The following is a 3,320-nucleotide window of genomic DNA, read 5'->3' on the forward strand; positions in this document are numbered from 1 at the left end:
TTATCATTCCCAATGATCACGGAACTGCGACCGGCTTTGCCATTAAATATAATGAAACAGATATCGTATGCCTCCCCGGCGTTCCGGGAGAAATGCGACAAATGCTTAACTCCTATTTGAAAATATATAAAGCGCGGCATTTGACGGACGATACATGTATCGCAACAAGACAAATTCATACATTTGGAATGCCTGAATTTGAAATAAACAAACTCACCAGGGAATCCGGCGTTATTAATGATTCAATAAAAATAATGACGTTGGTTCATGACGGTATTGTTACTATCAATGCATTCACTACGTCCCTTATCAAAGAAGACGCCTTGCAGAAGCTGGACGCCGCAGAGGCAGCCTTAAGGAAAACACTTGGGCAGGCGATTTTTGGAACGGACGACACAAGCCTCGAATACGCCGTGTATGAGCTTTTAAAACAAAAGAATGCAACCCTCGCAGTTGCAGAATCCTGCACCGGAGGTCTCATCTCTGACAAACTTACCAATATCCCCGGCATATCCGATTATTTTCCGGAAGGAATCGTCGCATACAGCAACAAAGCAAAGGTAACTATTTTAGACGTACCGGAAGCATGTATTGCAACGCATGGGGCAGTGAGTCCTCAGGTGGCGGAAGCAATGGCAAAGGGCGTAAGAAGAATCTCTGAAGCAACCATCGGCATTGGGATCACCGGCATTGCAGGACCTGGCGGAGGTACAGACAAAAAACCCGTTGGGCTGGTTTACATTGCAATTACGGGTGATAATTTTACCGAAGTAAAAAAATGCCAATTTCATGGCGCAAGGATTTCCAACAAACATTTTTCCGCAAACACAGCGCTTTATATGGTGCTGAATTTCTTACACAACCATAAGGTGGATTAAGCGGGTATGAATAACTATCTCATCATTGTATTGTCAGCATATATCTTTGTGGTAATTGCGGGGTACTGGCTTGATTACCTTAATCTTTCCCACTTAAAGAAACATGGGAACAAAATCCCTCCGGATTTCGAGGGCTACATAGACCAGGAATTACTCAATAAGACGCAAAGGTACGTTATTGAAAACACAAAGTTCAATTTTGTAAGTTCTCTCTTCCATAACGCAATTCTGCTGGCCTTTCTATTTGGCGGTTTGCTTGATAGTTACAACTCATGGATTGCATCTTTGAAAATGCCCTTTATTGTGTCAGGATTAGTCTTCTTCCTGATACTGCTTTATGCAGATACAGTCATAATGATCCCTTTCAAATGGTATCATACGTTTGTAATTGAGAATAAATATGGCTTTACAACCACAACAATGAAACTATGGATAACAGACCTGTGGAAATCACTTTTAATAACAACCATCATGGTTTCTTTCATAATCGCAACGGGATTTTTCATCGTACAGGTTAGCCCCGGTTTATGGTGGTTCTGGATATGGTGTTTTTTCTTATTATTCAGCATACTCATGATGTATATATTCCCGTATGTAATAGCGCCCCTCTTTAACACATTTACTCCGGTAGAAGACGAATCGCTTCAAAAAGGGATAAGGGAACTTATGCAAAAGGTGGGCATTAAAGTAAAGAGCGTCTTCCAAATGGACGCATCAAAGAGAACGAAGCACACGAACGCTTATTTTACCGGCATTGGAAAAGTAAAAAGGATCGTCCTTTATGATACGCTTATCGGGCAGATGGAAAAAGACGAAATTATTGCGGTACTTGCACATGAAGCAGGACACTGGAAGAAAAAGCATCTTCTAAAACACCTTATTGTTTCTGAAATTATTGCAATTATCGTGATGTTTATTTCATTCAATATAATGCAGAAAGAAGGCCTGATACAGCTCTTCCAATTGAAGGAAAGCACCTTTTTTGCAAAGATTGTTATCATTGGATTTTTAGGCTCTATAGCAGCATTCCCCTTCAGCCCCCTTTCCCACTATTTTTCCCGGAAACACGAATATGAGGCGGATGCGTTTTCTTATGAAATGACAAAGGACAATAAGAGTATGATAAACATGCTTGTAAAGCTCTCAAAGGATAATCTTTCCAATCTCTATCCACATCCACTCTACGCGGCTTTTCATTATTCCCACCCACCGGTATTGGAAAGAATACAATCGATCAGACGAAAGAATCCATAAAGCCTCAGTCGGCAGTCAGCAATCAGCAATCAGCAATCAGCAATCAGCAATTTGCAGATTGTAGATTGCCGACTGCCGATTGCCGATTGTAGATTGCAGACTGCCGACTGCCTTCTTTCTTTCTCTATGAAACACCCTTGCAAAGCCTAAATTATTGGATTAAAATAAACCACCTAAGTAGGGGCGAAGCATTTGCCACGTTTTGGTTTGAACGCATTTATGACAATTTACGGCAAATGCTTCGCCTCTACACTGCGATTATTGGAATTTTTCAAAAAACTAAAGTGTTACAATTTCTTTAATCTGATATTAGCAATTCTTATCCATTACGCATTAAACAACCGGGTATTTTTTTGTTTTGAACAAACACATTAATTTACTTCTGCTCGCAAGTGAAAACCTGTTACGGCACAGGGCAAAGACCGTTGTGGTCTGTCTGTGTATAATAGCAATTGTAACACCGTTTATTACCGCAATTTCCATTTCTGACGGAATACGTGCGCAATCCCTTGTCTCGGTTAACGAAGGAGGCGATCTCTACCTGACATTTGATGAATTTGGCAGAAACACCTCTGTTCCATTGAAATATCTGGAAGAAATCAGGCATATTTTCGGGGTTAAAAAGGCAGTGCCGCGCATTATCGGCAGGGCTTATTTTCAAAATAAACTGGCGGTAATCGTTGGAATCAGTGAAAAAGACGTCCCTGATTCCGTGTCGTGTATTTCCGGAAGGATGTTTGAAAACCCTGATGAAGTAGTTGTAGGCAACGAATTAGCCCGGCATTTTCAATTGCGCATTGGCGATCAGTTCAGCATGCGCGGACAGCAACGAAAGGTGTTTACTGTCGTCGGAATGTTCTCCGCAGACTCGGGCATTTGGGGATCTTCCCTGCTCTTTATGTCTTTCAAAGATGCAGGGGAATTGTTCGGAAGGACTGACGTCGCCACGGACATACAAATATACAGCATCCCCGGGCACAATGCGGAGATAGCCACTGATTTGTATACACTATTAATGAACGAACCTTACCGATTGCAGGATAAACATATTATTGAACTCTTTGTAAAAAAGGGATTTTTGCTGAAAGAAGGGATTTTTACCGCATTATATGTTGTCGCCTTTGCCCTGGGCATACCTGCAATTCTTGTAGCGTCAGGTTTCGGATTGTCGGACCGGAGAAAAGAGAT

The 3,320-nt window shown here is 41.5% G+C and carries 3 protein-coding genes; all 3 read left to right on the forward strand.

Translation table 11 applies throughout. From position 1 onward, the window contains the following. A partial coding sequence (locus tag ABJL82_RS16440; RefSeq protein ID WP_347275794.1) for a nicotinamide-nucleotide amidohydrolase family protein occupies positions 1–878 on the forward strand: 878 nt, incomplete at its 5' end. Positions 879–884: 6 nt separating this feature from the next. Then, the gene (locus ABJL82_RS16445; RefSeq protein ID WP_347275795.1) at positions 885–2,132 is read left to right on the forward strand and encodes a M48 family metallopeptidase; all 1,248 of its coding nucleotides are present in this window, start codon (positions 885–887) and stop codon (positions 2,130–2,132) included. A 358-nt stretch (positions 2,133–2,490) separates the two neighbouring features. Continuing rightward, positions 2,491–3,320: ABC transporter permease (locus tag ABJL82_RS16450; protein ID WP_347275796.1), on the forward strand; the 830-nt coding region annotated here is incomplete at its 3' end.

It is taken from the genome of Candidatus Kuenenia sp., assembly GCF_039794105.1.
Classification (GTDB): Bacteria; Planctomycetota; Brocadiia; order Brocadiales; family Brocadiaceae; genus Kuenenia.